Source organism: Nocardioides sp. LHG3406-4 (assembly GCF_049897745.1).
Lineage (GTDB): Bacteria > Actinomycetota > Actinomycetes > Propionibacteriales > Nocardioidaceae > Nocardioides.
In genome coordinates, this window is the sequence record NZ_JAFCWV010000007.1 from 41,372 (window position 1) to 60,883 (window position 19,512).

The following is a 19,512-nucleotide window of genomic DNA, read 5'->3' on the forward strand; positions in this document are numbered from 1 at the left end:
ATCCCGAGTTTGGGGGGATCTGTGCACGAATCGGCCCCTCAGCGGCCCATGAAGGCTGTTTCTCGGCCCGATCAGGGGGTCTGGTGACTCCCCATACGCCGACGGGGCGCGCAGATCGGCAGCCAGCGCCTCACGGCCGGCCCGGGCCTTCGGTCTCAGCCGTAGGTGTCCCGCGGCCCGCGGCCGTCGCGCACCGACCGAAGCCCGCGCTTCCAGCTCGGCAGGTGCGGGCCCAGCACGTCGATCACCGTGACGGTGCCGTGGCCGAGCTCCTCGTTGAGGCGGCGGACGAGGGTCGGGGCCATCAGCTTGAGCTGTGTCGCCCAGGCCGTGGCGTCGGTGCGCACCACGAGCTTGCCGTCGACCAGCGTCTCGGGACGGCAGTGGTCGGCCACCTCCGTGCCGACGATCTCGGCCCAGCGACCGAACACCTGCTGCACCCTCAGGTCCAGCTCCCAGCCGTGGGAGGCCACCATCCGCGCCACCAGGCCCTCCAGCAGCTGGGGGTCGCGGTCGTCGGGGTGGGCACCGGAACCGCGGCCGCCCGCACGTCGGTGCCGGCGCCGGTCGGCGTCGCTCGGCGGCCCGCCGCGACGCTTCGCCGGCGTGCCCCCCGGGGCCTTGGACGCGGCTCTCGCGGCAGCCCGCGCGTAGTCGAGGCCGCCGTCGTCGTGCTCTGCCGGTGGGACGTCGGGGGTCGGCCGGGGCGCTGTCGTCTCGTCCGGGTCATCACCCATCGCGGCGTACCTCCCCTCCCCCGACCAGGAACCGGGTCCCGGCCAGCGCCTCCGGCACGTCGGCGGCCACCGCGGCAGTCACCAGCACCTGCTCCGCACCAGCCACCAGCTCGGCCAGCTGCTGCCGGCGCTCGGTGTCGAGCTCCGCGAACACGTCGTCCAGGATCAGGATGGGGTCATCGCCGTCGGCACGCAACAGGTCGTACGACGCCAGCCGCAGCGCCAGCGCGAACGACCACGACTCGCCGTGCGAGGCGTAGCCCTTCACCGGCAGCGACGTCTGGCCCTCGGCGTTGGAGTGGCCGAGGGTCAGCACCAGCTCGTCGCGGTGCGGGCCCACGAGCGAGATGCCACGGTCGAGCTCGTCGCCGCGGCGCCGCTCGACCTCGACCAGCAGTCGGGTCGCCAGGTCGTCCCGCCGGGTGGCCCCCTCGAGGTCGAAGGACGGCTTGTAGGCGATGTGCGCGTCGTCGCGGGAGGCGCCGCGGGCGACCGCCTCGTAGGCCTTGCCCACGTAGGGACGCAGCGCGTCGACCAGCGCGAGCCGCTCCTCCAGCAGCTCCGCGCCCGTGCCGGCCAGGTGAGCGTCCCAGGTGCCCAGGGTCGAGAGCGCCGAGTCCTGCGACGACGACCCGCGCCGGGCGTTGCGGGCGGTCTTGAGCAGCGAGTTGCGCTGGCGCAGCACCCGGTCGTAGTCGGCGCGGACGCCGGCCAGCCGCGGCGTGCGCAGGACGAGCAGGTCGTCGAGGAAGCGCCGGCGGTCCGACGGGTCGCCCTTGACCAGGGTGAGGTCCTCAGGGGAGAACACCACCGTGCGCACCAGGCCGAGGATCTCGCGCGGTCGCGGCACCTGCGAACGGTTGATCCGGGCCCGGTTGGCGCGGCCGGGGTTGAGCTCGACCTCGATGATCGCCTCGCGGCCGTCGCGCACGACCGCGGCCCGCACCAGTCCCTGCTCAGCGCCCGCACGCACCAGGGGCGCGTCGGTGGCCACCCGGTGGGACCCGAGCCGCGACAGGTAGTCGATCGCCTCGACCAGGTTGGTCTTGCCCTGCCCGTTGCGGCCGATGAACGCCGTCGCTCCGGGGTCCAGCGCGATGTCCAGCTGCCGGTAGGAGCGGAAGTCGTGCAGGGACAGCCGGGCGACGTGCACCTGTGGCTAGCTCTCGCCCTGCTCGTGTCCCGAGCCCGCGCCGGCCTGCTGGGCCGTGTCCGACTGCGCGGCGCCGGTCCGGCCCTCGACGTCGCCGCCCTTGGGGGCCTCGGTGCGAACGGCGTGTCCGCCGAACTGGTTGCGCATCGCGGCGATCGCCTTCATCGCGGGGCTGTCGTCCTGCCGCGACACGAAGCGGGCGAAGAGCGCCGCGGTGATGGCGGGCACGGCCACGGCGTTGTCGATGGCCGCCTCGACGGTCCACCGGCCCTCGCCGGAGTCCTCGGCGTAGCCCGAGATCGAGGCGAGGTTCGGGTCGTCGTCGAGCGCGGCGACCAGGAGGTCGAGCAGCCAGGAACGGATGACCGTGCCCTCACGCCAGGAGCGGAAGACCTCGGTCACGTTGTCGACGAGGTCGACCTTCTCGAGCAGCTCCCAGCCCTCGGCGTAGCTCTGCATGATGGCGTACTCGATGCCGTTGTGGACCATCTTCGAGAAGTGCCCGGCACCGGGGGCCTGGCCCGCGTGTACGGCGCCGAACTCGCCCTCGGGCTTGAGCGCGTCGAAGACCGGCAGCACCTTGGCGACGTCCTCGTCGGAGCCGCCGTACATCAAGGCGTAGCCGTTCTCGAGGCCCCAGACCCCGCCGGAGACACCGCAGTCGACGAAGCCGATGCCCTTGGCGGCGAGCCGCTCGGCGTTGGCCTGGTCGTCGGTCCAGCGGGAGTTGCCGCCGTCGACCACCAGGTCGCCCTCGCTGAGCAGGTCGCCGAGCGCCGCGACGGTCTCGCGCGTGGGGTCGCCGGCCGGCACCATCACCCAGACGACCTTGGGGGTGGGGAGGGCCTCGACCATCTCGGCCAGCGACGCCACGTCGGCGAGGTCGGCGTTGCGGTCGAAACCCACCACCGTGTGGCCGGCGTTGCGCAGCCGGGTGCGCATGTTGCCGCCCATCTTGCCCAGGCCTACGAGACCGATGTCCATGCGGTGTCCTCCCGTGATCACTACGTCCGGTGTGCCGTCGTCACGCTACGCCGGGAGGCGTCAGGACAGCAGGCGACGCGGCATCAGCAGGTAGCGGAACCCGGCGCCGCGCCCCAACGAGTCGGCGTCGCCCGAGTCGGTCGCGGAGATGACCACCGGCTTGTTGGCCTGGGTGAAGGCCAGGTCGACCATCTCGCCGTCGAGCGCGGTCAGCCCGTCGAGCAGGTACTGCGGGTTGAAGCCGGTCATGATGTCCTCCCCGCTGATCTCGGCGGAGATGGCCTCGGTGGCCTGCGCCTCGTCGCCGGAGCTGGAGTCGAGGACGACCTCGCCGTCGCCGAACTTCAGCTGCACCGCGGAGTTGCGCTCGGCCACCAGCGCGACGCGCTTGACGGTGTCGATGAGCTCCTGCTTGTTGACCTTGGCCACCGTGAGGTGCTCGCTCGGGAACAGCGAGCGCACCTTGGGGAACTCGCCGTCGAGCAGCCGGGTCGTGGTGCGCCGGGTGCCGTTGTCGTCGCCGTACTCGAAGCCGATGATGCCCTCGCCGGTGCCGCCGGCCGCGAGCGAGATCGTGACCTCGCCCCCGGTGAGCGACTTCGCGGTGTCGCCGAGCACCTTGGCCGGCACCAGGGCGGCCATCGAGGCGTCGGTCTCGTTCGGCCGCCAGCCGAGCTCGCGGTGGGAGAGGCGGAAGCGGTCGGTGGCGAGCAGCGACATGGTTTCGCCCTCGATCTCGAGGCGTACGCCGGTCAGCACCGGCAGCATGTCGTCGCGACCCGCGGCGGTGACCGCCTGAGCGACGGCGTGCGCGAAGTCGGTGCTGTTGACGGTGCCGGTGGCCGACGGCATGGCGGGCAGGGTCGGGTAGTCCTCAACCGGCATCGTCTGCAGGCTGAAGCGCCCTGCGCCGCAGGTCAGCTCGACCTTGGTGCCGGTCAGCGACACGTCGATCGGCTTCGCGGGCAGGCTGCGGCAGATGTCTGCGAGGAGCCGGCCGCTCACCAGGCAGGTGCCTTCGTCGCTGACCTCGGCCTTGACCGTGGCGCGGGCTGAGGTCTCGTAGTCGAAGGACGACAGCACGAGGCCGCCGTCGGAGGCCTCGATGAGCAGGCCGGCGAGGACGGGGGCGCTGGGTCGCACAGGCAGGCTGCGCGCCGCCCATGCCACGGCATCGGCGAAGACGTCGCGTTCGACGCGGAACTTCACGGTGTGGTCCTCCTGGGTATGGGGAGTGAATCCTGCCATGCGGGCCCGGATAGCGCATCGGGCCCCGTCGTCCCGGTTGTTGCAAGCCTGCCCGACACCGGCCCCGAGAGCGGGTTGTTCACAGGCCGGGCCGGGTTTGGACGTTCTCTGGTCATCTGGACATGTGGAGGTCCGTAGGAGTCATAGCGTCTGTGGAATCTGTGGATAACTCATGTCCGTGCAGGTCAGCGGGCACCTGAGCTGCGCACCAGCCTGTGCAGCGGTTGTGCAGCCCTGCGCGGGGTTGTGCAGCCGGCCGCCGGGGCGGGCAGCGCGGCCCTGCTTGTCCACAGCCCATGTGTACGACGCGCCACGACGAACCACACGTCGTGCACAGGCTGAGCACCCGGCTGGTCAGGCCTGCCGGGCCTGCATCTTGATGCGGTTGGTGAGCTCGCTGACCTGGTTGAAGACCGCACGGCGCTCGGCGAGCAGCTCCTTGATCTTGCCGTTGGCGTACATCACCGTCGTGTGGTCGCGGCCGAACTCCTTGCCGATCTGCGGCAGCGACATGCTCGTCAGCTCACGGCACAGGTACATGGAGATCTGCCGGGCCAGCACCAGGTGCCGGCCCCGACTCGGTCCGGTGAGGTCCTCGAGCGAGACCCCGAAGTAGGCGGCGGTCTGGGCGACGATGAGGGCAGCGGTGATCTCGGGCTCGCCGCCGTCGGGGATCAGATCCTTCAGCACGATCTCGGCCAGGGTCATGTCGACCTCCTGGCGGTTGAGGTTGGCGAACGCCGTGACGCGGATGAGCGCCCCCTCGAGCTCGCGGATGTTGGTCTGGATCTTGGAGGCGATGAACTCCAGCACGTCGGGGGGCGCGGTGAGGCGGTCCATCGCGGCCTTCTTGCGCAAGATCGCGATGCGGGTCTCGAGGTCGGGTGCCTGGACGTCGGTGATCAGGCCCCACTCGAAGCGGTTGCGGAGCCGGTCCTCGAGCGCCTCGAGCGACTTGGGCGGCCGGTCGGAGGTGAGCACGATCTGCTTGTTGGCGTTGTGGAGGGTATTGAACGTGTGGAAGAACTCCTCCTGCGTCTGGGTCTTGCCCTCCAGGAACTGGATGTCGTCGATGAGGAGCACGTCGACGTCGCGGTAGCGCCGCTTGAACCGGTCCTGACGGTCGTCGCGGATCGCGTTGATGAACTCGTTGGTGAACTCCTCGCTGGAGACGTACCGGACCTTGGCACCGCTGTAGAGGCTGCGCACGTAGTGGCCGATGGCGTGCAGGAGGTGGGTCTTGCCCAGCCCCGAGTCGCCGTAGACGAGGAGCGGGTTGTACGCCTTCCCCGGCGCCTCGGCCACGGCCACGGCGGCGGCGTGCGGGAACCGGTTGGACGAGCCGATGACGAAGGTCTCGAAGGTGTACTTCGGGTTCAGCCGGGACTCGGCCACGCTCGGCCGGGCGCGCTCGGGCTCGTCGCCCGGGAGGGGGAGGTCGACAACCGGGGCGTTCCAGCTGTTTGTCGACATATTGATCTCTCGATCTGTCGACTCGTCGATGGGCGGGTTCACCGGAGGCGCCATGGTGCCGTCGTCGAGTGCCGCGTTGACGGTGACGGCGAGTCGGATCTCGCGACCGAAGCGCTCGCTCAGCGCGTCCTCGACCTGGCCGCGCAGCCGGCCCTCGAGCTGGGTGCGGGTGAAGTCGTTGGGTACGGCGACGATGGCGGTGTTCTCGTGCAGCGTGACCGGCTCGCTGGCGCGCAGCCAGGCCCGCTGGTGCGGCTGGAGGTCGTCGACGACGGCTCGCCAGACGCTGTCGAGATCCAGGGCCTTGCCCCGGGTGTCGTCTGCCGGCTCGGGGCGGTCCCCGTTGCGGTGGTCGCTCCCGGTGGTGCTGTCTGGCCCGTTGTGGGTGCCGGAGTCGTTCGCCACAGGTACTGCCCTCTTCGTCACGTCGCGGCCGGGTCCGGGCGGGCCGGGGACCGGTCTGGAGTCCACAACTTTATGCACAGGTTGTGCATGTGGCTCGTGCTTGGTCGAACTTGGTCTGCCGAGGCGGTGATGGACCCGGGTACAACTGCATTCATGCAGGTCAGAGGCGGTTTCCGAGTTATTGTGACCGGGGTCACAGCGGCCCGGTGACCACCCTGATCGGGCATCGGAAGAAACCTCGGTGGCGGGCAACGTAACAAGCGGCGTCGGCCCGCGGCAACCCGTCATCCACAGGTCGCCGAGCCGGCAGTTTGACCCTGATCTCCGCGCTCGCGTACCGTTGGCCGGTCACCTCAGGTCTCGTCCTCGAGGATCCGCCCGGTGTCGACCGGTGCCGCATGTCCACGACGCTCTCAACTGGCGCGTGGGTGGGCGGTGCCAGCCGAACTGGTAGCCGCGTCCCGCCCGGGTGGATGTCCCAGCAGAGCCGATTCAACGGAGAGTTACTCGTGAGCAAGCGTACGTACCAGCCGAACAACCGTCGCCGTCACAAGGTCCACGGCTTCCGCCTGCGCATGCGCACCCGCGCCGGCCGCGCCATCCTGGCCGGCCGTCGCCGCAAGGGTCGCAAGAGCCTGGCGGTCTGACGGTCGTCACGGCGACCTCCGGTTTCCGCGTCGTGCTGCCCGCCCGGCATCGGCTCACCGACGGTGAGTCCTTCCGTCGCACCGTCCGGGCCGGGCGCCGTGCCGGGTCCGGGACCCTGGTCGTGCACCTGTCCGCCCCCGAGGGTGGGCAGGCTGCGCCGGCGCTGATCGGGTTCGTGGTGAGCAAGGGCGTCGGCAATGCCGTCGTCCGCAACCGCGTGAAGCGGCGACTGCGGCACCTGTGCCGCGAGCACGTCAGCGAGCTTCCCGGTTCGGCCACGCTCGTGGTCCGGGCCCTGCCACGGGCGGCGACGGCGTCGGCTGCGGAACTGCGTGCCGATCTCGTTCGTTGCCTCCAACGGGTGACGAGAGAGACGGACCCAGTGGCGGGCCGGGCATGAAGTACCTCCTGATCGGCCTGCTGCGCGCCTATCGCGCGCTGATCAGCCCGCTCTACGGTCAGGTCTGTCGATATCACCCGTCCTGCTCGGCGTACGCGCTGGACGCCGTGACCACCCATGGCAGCATCAAGGGCTCGTGGCTGGCGGTGCGCCGCCTGGTGCGCTGCCACCCGTGGGCCGCCGGCGGTTACGACCCCGTTCCACCCGTCACGGCCCGCCCGGGCAAGACCGGCTGACATCTAGGAGCCTGAGCAAGTTGTTGGACTTCTTCCAAGAAATCGGCGGCTTCATCATGACGCCGCTGTACTACGCGATCTCGGCGATCCTGGTCGGCTGGCACAAGGTGTGGGGCGGCGTCTTCGGTCCCGACGCCGGCGCGGCCTGGGTGCTGTCGATCATCTGCCTGACCCTGGTGATCCGGATCCTGCTGATCCCGCTGTTCGTCAAGCAGATCAAGTCCAGCCGGAACATGCAGCTGATCCAGCCCAAGGTCAAGGAGCTGCAGAAGAAGTACGGCCACGACCGCGAGAAGCTCGCGCAGGAGACGATGGCGCTCTACAAGGAGACGGGCACCAACCCGTTCGCCTCGTGCCTGCCGATCATCTTGCAGATGCCGATCTTCCTGGCGCTGTTCCGGCTGATCGACCAGGCCGTGAAGAACCCCGCGGATCCCAAGGGCTTGATGACGGTCACGCTGAACCAGCAGTTCCGCGACGCGACCTTCCTGGGCGCGAAGATCTCTGACACGTTCCTGAAGACGGACCAGACGGGTGTCAGGATCCTGGCGGCGTTCCTCGTGCTGGCCATGACGGCCACCACCTTCCTCACCCAGCGCCAGCTGATGAGCAAGAACATGCCCCCCGATGCCCTCAGTGGCCCGTACGCCCAGCAGCAGAAGCTGCTGCTGTACGTCCTCCCGGTCGTCTTCGCCGTCGGTGGCATCGCGTTCCCGGTCGGTGTGCTCTTCTACTGGACCACCTCCAACCTGTGGACGATGGGCCAGCAGTTCTACGTCATCCGCAACAACCCCGCCCCGGGCACGCCCGCCTTCACGGCAAAGCAGGAGCGCGACAAGGCCAAGGCAGCCCGCAAGGGCGTCAAGCCCGACCCCGCTGCGCCCGCGGCAGACACCGCCGCCGAGGAAGCCGAGCGGGCCGAGCAGGAGCGCCGGGCCGCGCAGCGACAGCAGCCGAAGCGTCAGACGCGCTCCCAGCGCAAGAAGACCTGAACTTGTCCACCCCGTACGCACGCCGTACGGAATCCGCACAACCGCAGGAGCCCCGATGAGCGACCCCATGAGCGAGACCGTGAGCGACCCAGAGACTGACGCCGACACCGTGACGGACGCGGCGAGCACCGAGACTGTCGACACCGCGAGTGAGACGCCCGCCGGTGGGGAGCCGTCCTCGCGGCTCTCCAAGGTGGAGCGCCTCGAGCAGGAGGGTGACATCGCGGCCGACTACCTCGAGGAGTTCCTCGACATCGCCGATCTGGACGGTGACCTGGACATGGACGTCGAAGGTGACCGTGCGTCGGTGTCCATCGTGGGCGCCGACCTCAACCAGCTGATCGGTCGCAACGGCGAGGTCCTGGACGCGCTCCAGGAGCTGACGCGCCTGGCGGTCTACCGGGAGACCGGTGAGCGGTCCCGGCTGATGCTCGACGTCTCCGGCCATCGCGCCGCGCGTCGCGAGGCCCTGGTGATCCAGGCGGAGAAGGTGATCGCCGAGGTCAAGGCGTCCGGCGAGCGCGCCGAGCTGGAGCCGATGACGTCCTTCGAGCGCAAGGTGGTGCACGACGCCGTGGCCGCTGCGGGACTCACCTCGGAGTCCGAGGGCGTGGAGCCGCGCCGCTACGTTGTGGTGTTGCCCGAGTGATGGCGTGACCGACGACGTTTCACGTGAAACACAGGTGCCACCCTCCCTGCCGCCGACACCCTCGGTCGCCCGGAGGGTGTTCCCTTCCCAGCGGCTGGCACTGATCGAGGCGTACGGCGCGCTGCTGGCCTCCGAGGGAGTGGTTCGGGGCTTGATCGGGCCGCGCGAGGTGCCCCGCCTGTGGGATCGACACCTGCTCAACTGCGGGGTGCTTGCTCGCACCATTCCGGCCGCCGCATCGGTCTGCGACGTCGGCTCCGGTGCCGGCCTGCCCGGCCTGGTCCTGGCTATCGCTCGGCCTGACCTGGACGTCACCCTGGTCGAGCCGTTGCTGCGCCGCACGACCTTCTTGGCCGAGGCCGTCGAGGCCCTGGGTCTCGACCGGGTCCGCGTGCACCGGGGCCGGGCCGACTCGTTGCACGGCACCGAGCGCTTCGACGTCGTGACCTCCCGCGCGGTCGCTCCCCTGGGCCGACTGCTCGACTGGTCGATGCCGCTGGTGGCCTCGTCCGGTGCGCTGATCGCGATGAAGGGCTCCTCCGTGCGTGACGAGGTAGCCGCCGCGTCGGCTGAGCTGGAGCGCTGGGGCGCAGGCGAGGCCGAGGTGCTTGAGTTGGGTGGCGATGTCCTGGAGGAAACGACCTGCGCCGTACGGGTTTCCTGGGCGGACCCGTCGCGGGTAGGTTTGCCCCTTGCCTCTCCGGGCGCCTCGGCGTCGCCGACCTCTCACGGCGCGACCCGTGAGAGCCGCCCGCGCAGATCGAGTCGAAAGGGTCCACGGTGACCGACGGGTCAGTCTCGGGGTCGGGGGAGTCCGAACCCGCAGAGTTTTCCACCGATGCCCCACCCCCTGCTGAGCGTGCGTATCCACAGACGAAGGCGGGTTATGCACAGGTGGCTGTCGACGAGGCTGCTCAGGTTTCACGTGAAACCAGCGCCGATGTTTCACGTGAAACCGGCACAGTACGACCGTATTCGGTGCGTACGGCCGGCGATCTCGCCGACAGCCCAGCGAGCGCCTTCGACGACACCACCCCCTTGGCGCGGGCCGCCGAGCACTCGGTCCTCGTGCGTAGTGGTGGGCGCGAGTCCGCGCCTCGTCCCCCGTCGACGCGGGTCTTTGTGGTGGCCAACCAGAAGGGCGGCGTCGGCAAGACCACCTCGACGGTGAACGTCGCGGCCGGGCTGGCCCAGCTGGGTCAGCGGGTGCTCGTGATCGATCTCGACCCGCAGGGCAACGCCTCCACGGCGCTGAGCGTCGAGCACCGGCGCGGCGTGCCGTCGACGTACGACATGCTCGTCGACGGCGCCGCCCTGGCGGATGTGATCAGCGAGTGCCCCGACGTGCCCGGCCTGTTCGTGGTGCCGGCCACCATCGACCTCGCGGGCGCGGAGATCGAGCTGGTGAGCGTCGTGGCCCGCGAGAACCGGCTGCACCGGGCCGTCGCCGCCCACCCGCTGGTCGGCTCGGCGGACGAGGCCGGCGACGAGCGGTTCGACTACGTCCTCGTCGACTGCCCGCCGTCGCTGGGCCTGCTCACGCTGAACGCACTCGTCGCGGGGGCCGAGATGCTGATCCCGATCCAGGCGGAGTACTACGCCCTCGAGGGCCTCGGCCAGCTGCTGGAGACCGTCGAGATGGTCAAGAAGCACCTCAACCCGCGCCTGGTCGTCTCCACCATCCTGGTCACCATGTACGACGCCCGCACCCGGCTCGCCGCAGGTGTGGCCCAGGAGGTGCGCGACCACTTCGGTGAGACCGTGCTCAGGACGGCCGTACCCCGGTCGGTGCGGGTGTCGGAGGCGCCGTCGTACGGCCAGACCGTGATGACCTACGACCCCGGCTCCCCCGGAGCGCTGTCCTACCTGGAGGCGGCCCGCGAGATCGCGAGTCGCCCGGCCCCGATCCCGACACCCTGACGAACGGCCTGAAGATGTCCTCGAGGAACTGCGCATGAGCAACCCTGCCAAGCCCGCGCGGCGTGGCCTGGGCCGTGGCCTGGGCTCGCTGATCCCGACCGCCCCGGCGGCCGATGAGGGAGCCGCCGCCGCTGGGTCATCGGCCGGCTCGCCATCTGGGCCGACGTCGGCCAACGGGGCTGCTGGCGACCCCTCGGCGAGCGACGGCCGTTCCGCTCCTGGCCCCGATGCGGGCGAGAACCCCGATGACCGAGTCTCGACGGTGGCGGGCGCCTACTTCGCCGAGCTGCCGATCAGCCAGGTCACGCCCAACCATCGGCAGCCGCGCCAGGTGTTCGAGGAGGAGGCGCTCGCCGAGCTCGTGCACTCGATCTCCGAGGTCGGGCTGCTCCAGCCGGTCGTGGTGCGCAGGACCGGGCCGGAGTCCTACGAGCTCGTCATGGGCGAGCGCCGCTGGCGTGCCTCGCAGCAGGCCGGGCTCCCCGCGATCCCCGCGATCGTGCGGGAGACCGAGGACTCCGACATGCTGCGCGACGCACTGCTGGAGAACCTCCACCGCGCCCAGCTCAACCCGCTCGAGGAGGCCGCGGCGTACGGGCAGCTGCTCGAGGACTTCGGCTGCACCCACGACGACCTGGCCCAGCGGATCGGACGGTCCCGGCCCCAGATCAGCAATACCCTGCGGTTGCTGAAGCTCAGCCCGGCGGTGCAGCGCCGGGTGGCGGCCGGCGTGCTGTCGGCCGGTCACGCGCGCGCGCTGCTGTCGGTCGAGGACGGGGACCTGCAGGACCGCCTCGCCCAGCGGGTCGTCTCCGAGGGGATCAGCGTGCGCGGCCTGGAGGAGATCGTCTCCGTGGGCGAGCACGGCGGTCAGGCCGCTGCCGCCCGCCGTCGCAAGCCGGTGGCCCCCGGGCTCGCCGACCTGGCCGAGCGACTGTCGGACCGGTTCGAGACGCGGGTCAAGGTGGACCTGGGCCGCAGCAAGGGCAAGATCACCGTGGAGTTCGCCTCGCTCGATGACCTGCGGCGGATCGTCGACGTGATGGACCCGCGGAACCGGGATGACCGGCCGATCTGAGGCTCACGCCAGGCGCTATGTCGACAAAGCGATAAAGAGATAGAGCGCTTTCCAGACAAGGCGAGATGGCGCTAGGTCTTCTTCTTGCCGGCCCGGCGCTCGGCCCGCTTCCGGGCCCGGGCACGCTTCTCCTCGGCGTCGAGCTGCACGGCCTCGTCGAGCGTCGGCGCCGAGCCCCCGTGCCGCGCAGGCAGCCACCAGGCCCCGGGAGGCTGCTCCTCGGCGGGGTAGGCGGCGATCGTGTCGTCGAGCATCCGGGTCATCGTGGCGCGCAGCCGCCTCGTCTCGCCCACCGGGTCGCTGGAGTCGACCTGGATGGGCTCTCCGACGGTGATGGCGATCGTGTGGCCGCGCGAGAGGTCGCGGGGGTGGTCCTTCGTCAGCATCCGCTGGGTGCCCCACAGGACCACCGGGATCAGCGGCACCCCGACGGCGGCGGCGATCCGCACCGCGCCGCTCTTGAACTCCTTGAGCTCCAGCGCCCGGGAGATGGTGGCCTCAGGGAAGATGCCGACGAGCTCGCCGGCCCGGAGATACTCCAGGGCCCGGTCGTAGGACTCCAGCCCCTCGCCCCGGTCGACCTCGATGTGGTGCATGGACCGCATGAGCGGGCCGCTGATCTTGTGGTCGAACAGCTCCCGCTTGGCCATGAACCGCACGAGCCGGCCCGACGGGTTGGCGGCGAAGCCGCCGTACACGAAGTCCACGTAGCTGATGTGGTTGTAGACCAGGAGGGCACCGCCCTCGCGGGGCACGTTCTCCGTGCCGGTCAGCTGGAAGCTGTTGCCCAGCGCGCGGAAGGCGGTCTTGGCGGTCGCGATGATCGCCGGGTAGGTGAGGTCACGCATGGCGACACCCTAGGGCGTGCCGCTCAGCGGCGAGTCGCCAGGAAGTCCGCGATCCGGCCGATGGCCTCCTCGAGCACGGCGGCCTCCGGCAAGGTGACCAGCCGGAAGTGGTCGGGGTCGGGCCAGTTGAAGCCGGTGCCGTGCGTGACGAGCAGCTTCTTGGCCCGCAGCAGGTCGATGACGAACTGCTGGTCGTCGTCGATCGCGTAGACCTCGGGGTCCAGGCGCGGGAAGCAGTAGAGCGCCCCTCTCGGGGTCACGTTGGAGACGCCGGGGATCTCGTTGAGCAGCCGGTCGGCCAGCATCGCCTGCTCGTAGTAGCGGCCGCCGGGACGGACCAGCTCGTCGACCGACTGGTAGCCGCCGAGCGCCGTCTGGATGGCGTGCTGGGCCGGCACGTTGGCGCACATCCGCATGTTGGCGATCAGGGTCAGTCCCTCGAGGAAGTCCTCGGCGAGCTCCTTGGGACCGGAGATCATCACCCAGCCGGCCCGGTAGCCGCAGACCCGGTAGGCCTTGGAGAGGCCGGAGAAGGTCAGGCACAGGACGTCGCTGCCGGCGTACGTCGCCGCGTGGTGGTGCTCCGCGTCCTCGAAGATGATCTTCTCGTAGATCTCGTCGGCGAAGATCACCAGGTCGTGGCGGCGGGCGATGTCGACCAGGCCCTTGACCGTCGCCTCGCTGTAGACGGCACCGGTCGGGTTGTTCGGGTTGATGATCACCAGCCCGTAGGTGTTCTCGGTGATCTTGGCCTCGATGTCGGCCAGGTCGGGGTTCCAGGCGTCGGACTCGTCGCAGCGGTAGTGCACCGCCGTACCCCCGGAGAGGGTGATCGCGCCGGTCCAGAGCGGGTAGTCGGGCGCGGGCACCAGGATCTCGTTGCCGTCGTCGACGAACGCCTGGAGCACCATCGAGATCAGCTCGGAGACGCCGTTGCCGATGAAGACGTCCTCGACGGTGACCTCGCGCAGGCCGCGGGCCTGGTAGTAGTGCACGACGGCGGTGCGCGCGGAGTAGATGCCCCGGGAGTCGCTGTAGCCCTGCGACGTCGGCAGGTGGTGGATCATGTCGGCCAGGATCGCCTCGGGCGCCTCGAAGCCGAAGGGCGCGGTGTTGCCGATGTTGAGCTTGAGGATGCGGTGTCCCTCGGCCTCCAGGCGATGCGCCTCGGCCAGGATCGGGCCGCGCACGTCGTAGCGGACACCCTGCAGCTTCTTGCTCTGGCGGATCTGGCGCACACCCGCATCCTGTCAGGCCGGCACGCGCTTAGCATGGGCGTATCGGGAGGTGACCATGGCCCGCACGATCGCGCGCCTCACGCCGGACCATCTGGCGGAGCTCGACGAGCACGTGCACTCCTGCCTCTTCTGGCTGCACGACCCGGTGTCCCGCTCACGTGTCGACGACGACCAGCGCACCGCCGAGGTGCAGGCGTGGATCTCGGAGGTGCTGCGCGAGTGGGGGACCTGCGGGCAGGTGCTGCTGGTCGACGACCGCCCGGTCGGACTGGCGCTCTACGCCCCGGTGCGGTTCTTCGGGGGAGCGGTGACGCTGCCGACCGCGCCGATCTCGCCCGACGCCGTACTCCTGGCGACGGTCTACGTCGTCGAGGGGGCCCGCGGTGGCGGACTCGGCCGGATGCTCGTGCAGGCCACCGCTCGCGACCTGGTCGAACGACGAGTCACCGCGATCGAGGCGTTCGGGGAGGCGCGCAGCAGCGGCGGACGCGAGTGCGTGCTGCCGGTGGCGTTCCTCGACGCGGTGGGCTTCAAGACCCAGCGCGCGCACCCGACCTCGCCCCGGATGCGGATGGACCTGCGCACCACCCGGACCTGGATGACCGAGGTGGAGCAGGCCCTCGCGCAGCTGCTCGGCGCGGTGCGCCCGGCCCCGAAGAAGGCGACCCGGCTCGGGCGTGAGCCCGGCCGGGTCGGCTGATCGGATCGAGACCTCAGAGGAGGTCTTCGAGCTCCTTGAGGATCGCGGCCTTGGGGCGCGCGCCCACGATGGACTTCACGACCTCGCCGCCCTGGTAGACGTTGATCGTCGGGATGCCGGTGACCCGGTAGGAAGCCGGGGTGACCGGGTTCTCGTCGACGTTCATCTTCACGAAGGTGATCTTGTCGCCGTGAGCGTTGGCGATCTCGTCGAGGATGGGGGCCACCTGGCGACACGGGCCACACCACTCGGCCCAGAAGTCCACCAGGACGGGCTTGTCGGACTTGAGGACCTCGGCCTCGAAGTCGGCGTCGGTCACTGCTGCCATGTTCGCCACGGGATGCCCTTTCGAAGAGGTTGCTGCTGGTGATGAGTCAACACCCGCCCACTGACACTTGTTCCCTAGTAGTCGCCGGTGGGCGGCCGTCGGTCAGAACGCGGCGGCGGCTGCTTCCGCGGCCACCTCGGCCTCGGTGGACTCGACCGATCCGGCCGTGGAGGCCACGTGGTCGAGCATGGCGACGTACCGCTCGGCGTCGAGCGCCGCGGCACAGCCCGTGCCGGCAGCGGTGATGGCCTGCCGATAGCGGTGGTCGACCAGGTCGCCGGCCGCGAAGACGCCCGTGAGGTTGGTGGCCGTCGAGGGGTGCTTGACCAGCACGTAGCCGTCGTCGTCGAGGTCGACCTGTCCGGTCAGGAGCTCCGAGCGCGGGTCGTGGCCGATCGCGATGAAGAGGCCGGTGACCGCCAGCGGGCGCTCCGCGCCGGTGACGGTGTCGCGGAGGGTGATGCTCTCCAGTCGGTCGCCGCCCTCGATCGAGGCGACCTCGGAGTTCCACACCATCTCGAGCTTCGGGTCGGCGAAGGCCCGCTCCTGCATGATCTTGGAGGCGCGCAGCTCCCCGCGACGGTGCACGAGGTAGACCTTCTTGGCGAAGCGGGTGAGGAAGGTGGCCTCCTCGACCGCCGAGTCGCCGCCGCCGATGACCGCGATCTCCTGCTCGCGGAAGAAGAACCCGTCACACGTCGCACACCACGAGACGCCGCGGCCGGACAGCTCGTCCTCGCGAGGCAGGCCGAGCTTGCGGTAGCCCGAGCCCATCGCGAGTACGACGGAGCGCGTGGTGTAGGTGTGGGTGGCCGTCTTGACGATCTTGAGGTCGCCGGTCAGGTCGACCTCGACGACGTCGTCGGAGACGAGCTGGGCGCCGAAGCGCTCGGCCTGGGCGCGCATCTCGTCCATCAGGGCCGGGCCCATGATGCCGTCGCGGAAGCCGGGGAAGTTCTCGACCTCAGTGGTGTTCATCAGTGCGCCGCCGGCGGTGACGGAGCCCTCGAAGACGAGGGGCTCGAGGCTCGCGCGGGCGGCGTACACGGCGGCGGTGTAACCCGACGGACCGGAACCGATGATGATGACGTTGCGGTGCTTGGTCTGCTCAGACATGGCTCTCACTCGTGGTGGTGGGTACGTCGGTTGAACCGATCGTAGACGTGGGTTGTTCCCGCGCGGGCCCGGCTCGGCCCGGCTCGGCCCGGCTCGGCTCGGGTCGGCCAGCCTCAGGAAGCGGGAACGCTCCCGCTGCGGAGGACGACGTCCCCGTCGCAGGCGAACAGATCGACGACCTGGGTGCCGCGGGCCGCCGGGCGGAACACCAGGGCTGCGAAGTCGCCGTGGTAGACCACCACCACCCGCTGGCCCGGACCCCAGCCCAACCGGTCGCAGTCCAGGTCGTGGAGGGAGTCGACGGAGCTCTCGGCCGCCGCCAGGGACTTCCTGGCGGCGGCGGCGTCGGTCTCGAAGGTGCCGTCATCGACCCGCGGCGGCGCCGCCTCCGCACGGGATTGCTGGTCGTCCTGCCCGGCACCCGTCCCGGCGGACTGCTCGGGCACGGCCCCCTGGTCGGCGGCGGAGCCCGCAGAGCCCGAGTCGCCGCCCGAGGCGCCGACGGTGCCGGGGTCCATCCCGGAGACCAGCTGGCCGACGCCCGCACCGACCGCGACCGCAACTACTGCCACGGCCGCGACCAGGAGCTGGGTCGAACGGCGACGCCGACGGGCCGCCAGGGACGTCACCGTGCGGGTCTCGAGCTCGCGCTGCTGGTGGGTGAGGGTGGCCAGGGTGCGGTCGAGGCGCTCGGCGACGGCGGCCGGCATCGGGTCGGTGTGCCGGGCCTCGGCGAGCAGGCGGCGTACCCGCTCGGTCTCGGCTGGAGTGAGTTCGGGCAGGTCGTCGGTCACGGGCGGGTTCACCTCCTGGGGCTGGGCTGGGCTGGATCGGGCGCTGGCTGCTCGGAGTGGATGGCCGGCGCCTCAGGGCGGGCCGCGTGGCGCGTCGGGGCGGTGCTCAGCAGATCGGACGGGTGGCTGCGCGTCGGGGTTCCCGGGCACGGCCGGCGCGGAGGTCTCGAGCAGGGCACCGAGCAACGGCGCCAAGCGGGCCCGACCACGTGAGCAGCGCGACTTCACCGTACCTTCGGCGCACCCCAGGATCCCGGCCGCCTCAGCCACCGAGTAGCCCTCCATGTCGACCAGCACCAGCGCCGCCCGCTGCTCGGGAGCCAGGGTGGCGAGCGCGTCGAGCACCCGGCGCCGGCGCTCGCCGGCGACCACGATCTCAGCCGGGTCGAGCTCGGTGGCGGCGGTGGCCAGGGAGCCGCGGTCGGCGTACTCGTCCACGTCGTCGGCCAGCGGCTGCGCGGCCCGCACCTTCGACGCGCGGAGCCGGTCGAGGCACGCGTTGACGACGACGCGGTGCAGCCAGGTGGTGACCGCGGCCTCGCCGCGGAAGGAGCCGGCACGGCGGTACGCCGCGATGAGCCCGTCCTGGAGCCCGTCCGCCGCGTCGTCGGGGTTGCCCATCGTGCGCAGCGCCACCGCCCACAGCCGGTCGCGGTGCCGGCCGAAGAGGGTGCCGAACGCGTCGGGGTCGCCCGCGACGTGGGCGCGCATCAGCTCCGCGTCGGTGGGCACCCCGTCGGGACCGCCCGAGGCGGGGTTCACCCGGCCACCACCACCTCGGCGACCTGGCCGCGGAACCCGCCTTCGACCGGCGGCAGAGACGTGAGCCACACGACGACGTACTGGTCGGCGGCGTCGTCGGGCAGCCGCAGGGACAGACTGGGGTCGTCGGCGCTGGTGCTGCCCTCGGCGGCGGGCTCCAGACCGTCGACGGTCTCCGGCACCTCGGCGGTGCGGAACACCTGAGCGGTGGTGGGCCCGCCCAGGAGGGTGAGCCGCACCGAGCGCACCCCCTTGGCCGAACCCAGGTCGAGCACCAGTCCGACGCCGGTCTTCAGGCCGGCCGGGCCGAGGTTCTGGGTGTAGGTGTTGGTCTCCCACGCCGTCGCGGCGTCGCCGTCGACGGCGAGCGGCACCAGCTCGGGGTGCTCGTCGAAGGGCGGGTCGCCCTGAGGGTCGAAGTCCTGGGCGACGACCCCGGTGAGGGGTACGGCGCGCGGCCGATCGCGTGCGTCCTCGCCCGGGTCGTCGTCGGCCGGGTCCTCGCCGGTGTTGCGCAGCTGCAGCGCCGCGACGACGGCGACCACGAGCAGGGCGGCCAGGCCGATGACCATGGCCAGCCGCAGCCAGCTGCGGCCGGGGATCTCGTCGTCGGGGTCGCTCACCGGGGGCATCGACCCCGACCCGGTGCTCGTCGCCGAGGCCCACGGCCAGAAGCCGCTGCCGGTGTGCGAGCGCGACTCGTCGGTGGAAGGTGCGCTCGGGCCCGCCTGCGTGGTGACGCCGGGACGGGGCCGGCGAGCGGGCTCGCCGCGGGGCGGGTCGGGCGCGAACAGCGGCCGGTCGGGTGGCTGGGTGAAGGCGGGGGGCGGTGCCGGACGCTCGCCCCGGGGCGCCAGCCAGCTGACGTCGTCGTCCGGGTCGTCCGGCTCGAAGGCGGGCAGGCCGGCCTGGGTGGGCATGTCCACCTGGGCCGGCGAGGTCGGTGCGGGTGTCGATGCCGGCACCGTCCGGGTCGACCCGATGGCCGGCTCGGTGTCGGGATGGCCGCGGTGCGGCTCGCGAGGCGGCGCGTCGCCGACGAACTCGGTCAGCGCGTCGGCCAGCCCCCGCGCGGTCGACAGGTCGTGGTCGGGCCGGCTGGCGTTGGTGGCGGAGTACGGGTTGAGCACCTCGTCGCAGAGGCCGTCGAGCACCCGGGGGATGCCGGCGCGCACCCGCCGGGGACGCAGCAGGGCCCCGTTCTCGTGCGGCGCGGGCGGCACCCTGGACGACGAGATGCCGGCCCAGCGGCCGGTCAGGGCGGCGTACAGGAGTCCGGCGAGGTCCTGCACGTCGGCGCTGCGGCGCCCCGGCGGCAGGCCGTGCAGTGCGGCGTCGACGGCGAAGCCGATGATCTTGACCTCGCCGTTGTGGTCGACCAGGACGTTCTCCGGCGCGAGTCGCCCGTGCGCCTGGCCGGCCTCGTGGGCCCGGGCGATCGTGTCGGCGACCTCGGCCACCAGCCAGGCGGCGTCGCGGGGCGACATCGGGCCGTCGCCGGCGAGCGTGATGTCGAGGGAAGCGCCCGATCCCCACTCGTTGACGACGTAGACGTGGCCGTCGGAGTCGCGGGCGTCGAGCACGCGCAGGATCCGCCGGTCGACGAGGGTGGCCGACCTGCGGGCCGCCTCCAGCAGCTCGGGGGCGCGCTCGTCGGTGCTGGTGATGATGTGCACGGCGACCGGCCGCGTCAGCAGGGTGTCGTGGGCATGCCAGAAGCGACCGTCGCCGCTCTCGCTCAACAGGTCGTCGAGCCGGTAGCGGTGCGCGAGCACGTCTCCCGCGCGGATCGAGCCGGTCATC

The 19,512-nt window shown here is 71.1% G+C and carries 21 protein-coding genes; 9 read left to right on the top strand and 12 right to left on the bottom strand.

All coding sequences use genetic code 11. From position 1 onward, the window contains the following. Positions 1 to 155: 155 nt before the first annotated feature. From ACP7BP_RS19975 to dnaA, 5 genes are all read right to left on the bottom strand, one after another. A complete protein-coding gene (locus tag ACP7BP_RS19975; protein ID WP_426247240.1) occupies positions 156 to 737 on the bottom strand; it encodes a DUF721 domain-containing protein in 582 nt (193 codons plus the stop codon). Further along, positions 730 to 1,890: a DNA replication/repair protein RecF gene (gene recF, locus ACP7BP_RS19980; RefSeq protein ID WP_426247242.1), complete on the bottom strand. Its 1,161-nt coding sequence runs from the start codon at positions 1,888 to 1,890 to the stop codon at positions 730 to 732. The genes ACP7BP_RS19975 and recF overlap by 8 nt, the downstream gene beginning before the upstream one ends. A gap of 6 nt (positions 1,891 to 1,896) precedes the next feature. Continuing rightward, entirely contained in the window at positions 1,897 to 2,874 is a 978-nt protein-coding gene (gene gnd, locus ACP7BP_RS19985; protein WP_426247244.1) for a phosphogluconate dehydrogenase (NAD(+)-dependent, decarboxylating), read from the bottom strand. Between the two features lie 60 nt (positions 2,875 to 2,934). After that, on the bottom strand, positions 2,935 to 4,083 hold the full coding sequence (dnaN, locus tag ACP7BP_RS19990) for a DNA polymerase III subunit beta (RefSeq protein ID WP_426247246.1): 1,149 nt from the start codon (positions 4,081 to 4,083) through the stop codon (positions 2,935 to 2,937). 393 nt (positions 4,084 to 4,476) lie between these two features. After that, on the bottom strand, positions 4,477 to 5,895 hold the full coding sequence (gene dnaA, locus ACP7BP_RS19995) for a chromosomal replication initiator protein DnaA (RefSeq protein ID WP_426247524.1): 1,419 nt from the start codon (positions 5,893 to 5,895) through the stop codon (positions 4,477 to 4,479). 614 nt (positions 5,896 to 6,509) lie between these two features. On the opposite strand from dnaA, the gene rpmH reads away from it, so the two are divergent. The 8 genes from rpmH (at position 6,510) to ACP7BP_RS20035 (ending at position 11,923) form a co-directional block, all read left to right on the top strand. Continuing rightward, entirely contained in the window at positions 6,510 to 6,647 is a 138-nt protein-coding gene (rpmH, locus tag ACP7BP_RS20000) for a 50S ribosomal protein L34 (RefSeq protein ID WP_426247247.1), read from the top strand. Positions 6,648 to 6,679: 32 nt separating this feature from the next. Next, positions 6,680 to 7,048 carry a ribonuclease P protein component gene (gene rnpA, locus ACP7BP_RS20005; RefSeq protein WP_426247249.1) on the top strand — a complete coding sequence of 123 codons (369 nt, stop codon included), beginning with the start codon at positions 6,680 to 6,682 and terminating at the stop codon, positions 7,046 to 7,048. Continuing rightward, positions 7,045 to 7,284, top strand: a complete 240-nt coding sequence (gene yidD, locus ACP7BP_RS20010) for a membrane protein insertion efficiency factor YidD (protein ID WP_426247251.1) — start codon at positions 7,045 to 7,047, stop codon at positions 7,282 to 7,284. The genes rnpA and yidD overlap by 4 nt, the downstream gene beginning before the upstream one ends. A gap of 56 nt (positions 7,285 to 7,340) precedes the next feature. Beyond that, the gene (yidC, locus tag ACP7BP_RS20015; RefSeq protein ID WP_426247526.1) at positions 7,341 to 8,276 is read left to right on the top strand and encodes a membrane protein insertase YidC; all 936 of its coding nucleotides are present in this window, start codon (positions 7,341 to 7,343) and stop codon (positions 8,274 to 8,276) included. Between the two features lie 67 nt (positions 8,277 to 8,343). Beyond that, positions 8,344 to 8,925 (top strand): protein jag, encoded by a 582-nt coding sequence (locus tag ACP7BP_RS20020; protein WP_426247528.1) that lies wholly within the window; start codon positions 8,344 to 8,346, stop codon positions 8,923 to 8,925. 76 nt (positions 8,926 to 9,001) lie between these two features. Next, a complete protein-coding gene (rsmG, locus tag ACP7BP_RS20025; RefSeq protein WP_426247253.1) occupies positions 9,002 to 9,709 on the top strand; it encodes a 16S rRNA (guanine(527)-N(7))-methyltransferase RsmG in 708 nt (235 codons plus the stop codon). Positions 9,710 to 9,903: 194 nt separating this feature from the next. Continuing rightward, positions 9,904 to 10,845, top strand: coding sequence for a ParA family protein (locus ACP7BP_RS20030; RefSeq protein WP_426247255.1), 942 nt, complete (start codon positions 9,904 to 9,906; stop codon positions 10,843 to 10,845). 34 nt (positions 10,846 to 10,879) lie between these two features. Next, entirely contained in the window at positions 10,880 to 11,923 is a 1,044-nt protein-coding gene (locus ACP7BP_RS20035) for a ParB/RepB/Spo0J family partition protein (RefSeq protein WP_426247257.1), read from the top strand. 71 nt (positions 11,924 to 11,994) lie between these two features. On the opposite strand, the gene ACP7BP_RS20040 is transcribed toward ACP7BP_RS20035, so the two are convergent. Together ACP7BP_RS20040 and ACP7BP_RS20045 are read right to left on the bottom strand one after the other, a co-directional pair. Further along, positions 11,995 to 12,771 (bottom strand): lysophospholipid acyltransferase family protein, encoded by a 777-nt coding sequence (locus ACP7BP_RS20040; RefSeq protein WP_426247259.1) that lies wholly within the window; start codon positions 12,769 to 12,771, stop codon positions 11,995 to 11,997. Positions 12,772 to 12,794: 23 nt separating this feature from the next. Continuing rightward, positions 12,795 to 14,009 (bottom strand): pyridoxal phosphate-dependent aminotransferase, encoded by a 1,215-nt coding sequence (locus ACP7BP_RS20045; protein WP_426247261.1) that lies wholly within the window; start codon positions 14,007 to 14,009, stop codon positions 12,795 to 12,797. 55 nt (positions 14,010 to 14,064) lie between these two features. Here ACP7BP_RS20045 and ACP7BP_RS20050 point away from each other — a divergent pair, with 55 nt between their 5' ends. Further along, on the top strand, positions 14,065 to 14,709 hold the full coding sequence (locus tag ACP7BP_RS20050; RefSeq protein WP_426247263.1) for a GNAT family N-acetyltransferase: 645 nt from the start codon (positions 14,065 to 14,067) through the stop codon (positions 14,707 to 14,709). A 13-nt stretch (positions 14,710 to 14,722) separates the two neighbouring features. On the opposite strand, the gene trxA is transcribed toward ACP7BP_RS20050, so the two are convergent. The 5 genes from trxA to ACP7BP_RS20075 all read right to left on the bottom strand — a co-directional run bounded on the left by trxA (position 14,723) and on the right by ACP7BP_RS20075 (position 19,511). Further along, positions 14,723 to 15,037, bottom strand: a complete 315-nt coding sequence (gene trxA, locus ACP7BP_RS20055; protein ID WP_426247265.1) for a thioredoxin — start codon at positions 15,035 to 15,037, stop codon at positions 14,723 to 14,725. 102 nt (positions 15,038 to 15,139) lie between these two features. After that, a complete protein-coding gene (gene trxB / locus ACP7BP_RS20060; protein ID WP_426247267.1) occupies positions 15,140 to 16,153 on the bottom strand; it encodes a thioredoxin-disulfide reductase in 1,014 nt (337 codons plus the stop codon). A 113-nt stretch (positions 16,154 to 16,266) separates the two neighbouring features. Continuing rightward, positions 16,267 to 16,947, bottom strand: a complete 681-nt coding sequence (locus ACP7BP_RS20065; RefSeq protein WP_426247269.1) for a hypothetical protein — start codon at positions 16,945 to 16,947, stop codon at positions 16,267 to 16,269. 72 nt (positions 16,948 to 17,019) lie between these two features. Further along, complete coding sequence (sigM, locus tag ACP7BP_RS20070) at positions 17,020 to 17,709, bottom strand: RNA polymerase sigma factor SigM (protein WP_426247271.1); 690 nt, start codon at positions 17,707 to 17,709, stop codon at positions 17,020 to 17,022. Next, positions 17,706 to 19,511 carry a protein kinase domain-containing protein gene (locus ACP7BP_RS20075; RefSeq protein ID WP_426247273.1) on the bottom strand — a complete coding sequence of 602 codons (1,806 nt, stop codon included), beginning with the start codon at positions 19,509 to 19,511 and terminating at the stop codon, positions 17,706 to 17,708. The genes sigM and ACP7BP_RS20075 overlap by 4 nt, the downstream gene beginning before the upstream one ends. Position 19,512: the final 1 nt, after the last annotated feature.